The organism is Clavibacter lycopersici (genome assembly GCF_003576405.1).
Lineage (GTDB): Bacteria > Actinomycetota > Actinomycetes > Actinomycetales > Microbacteriaceae > Clavibacter > Clavibacter lycopersici.
The window spans coordinates 1-873 of sequence record NZ_QWGT01000456.1 but is presented as its reverse complement, the minus strand read 5'-3'; the positions used below and the strand labels follow the sequence as shown (position 1 = coordinate 873).

2 protein-coding genes are annotated in these 873 nt (G+C 69.5%); both read left to right on the top strand.

Annotated elements, in window-relative coordinates; translation table 11 throughout:
* On the top strand, nucleotides 1-546 hold a 546-nt coding region (locus DZG00_RS17220; RefSeq protein ID WP_199689841.1), incomplete at its 5' end, for a hypothetical protein.
* Nucleotides 539-769: a hypothetical protein gene (locus DZG00_RS15915; RefSeq protein ID WP_015489366.1), complete on the top strand. Its 231-nt coding sequence runs from the start codon at nucleotides 539-541 to the stop codon at nucleotides 767-769. The genes DZG00_RS17220 and DZG00_RS15915, both read left to right, overlap by 8 nt.
* Nucleotides 770-873: the final 104 nt, after the last annotated feature.

The following is an 873-nucleotide window of genomic DNA, read 5'->3' as shown; positions in this document are numbered from 1 at the left end:
TCCAGCGCCTCCGCGACGCCGACTGACACTCCTCTGAGCCGCGTCAGCGCCTCATCCTCATCCGGACTTGCTCGAACGGCGGACGTCTCCGACGCGGTTCCATCCACGGAGCGCATCGAGAGGGCCGGTATCGCGCTCCGCGAGAGCGCGGTTCCGCGGGACGCCGTCACTACCGCATTCGGCCAGCGCGTGACGTACCGGATCGGCGACGGAGCGACCATCACCTACACCTACTCACCCGGAGGAGCGCCGGTGGTCGGGGTACCGACACAGGAGGAGCTGGGCAGGTCTCTCGCACGAGCCGGGGCGGATCCGTTCCCGTATGTCAGCCGCGACCCCTCCGAACAAGCAGCGGGCGCGGCGGGCACGCTGGGCTTGCTGATCTGTGCGGCACTCGGCCCGGAGAGCGGTGGCCTCGGGTGCGCAGTGGGCGTAGGCATAGGAGCGACCATCGTCGCGGTAGCCACAGCCCATGGCATCTGCACACGCAACCGCGACGTGCGGATCTACCTCCCGACGTTGGAAGTCCAGTGCCGTCGTGATTGACCCCGAGGACCACCGAGCTGATCGAAGCCGTGCGCTCGCGTCGTCGAGCATCGTCGTCGCGTTCTTCCTCTTCTCGCAGCTTGTGATCGTGCCCGTGCTCGACGGCCGTTCCCCTGCCTCGCAAGCCGTGCCCGCGAGCGTGGTGGCCGTGCTCATGTTCGTCGTCACGTACCTGGTCTCCGCGACCTTCCAGAAGCGCCGCCGGCGCAGAAGTCGCGACTAGGGCGGAGGACGGCGCCCCTCTCGCAGCGCGCGGGAGGGGCGTCGTCATGCGTGGGCCGTGGATCAGGCGGCGGGCGACCACCCGAGGGCTGGGCCGAGGCGCTC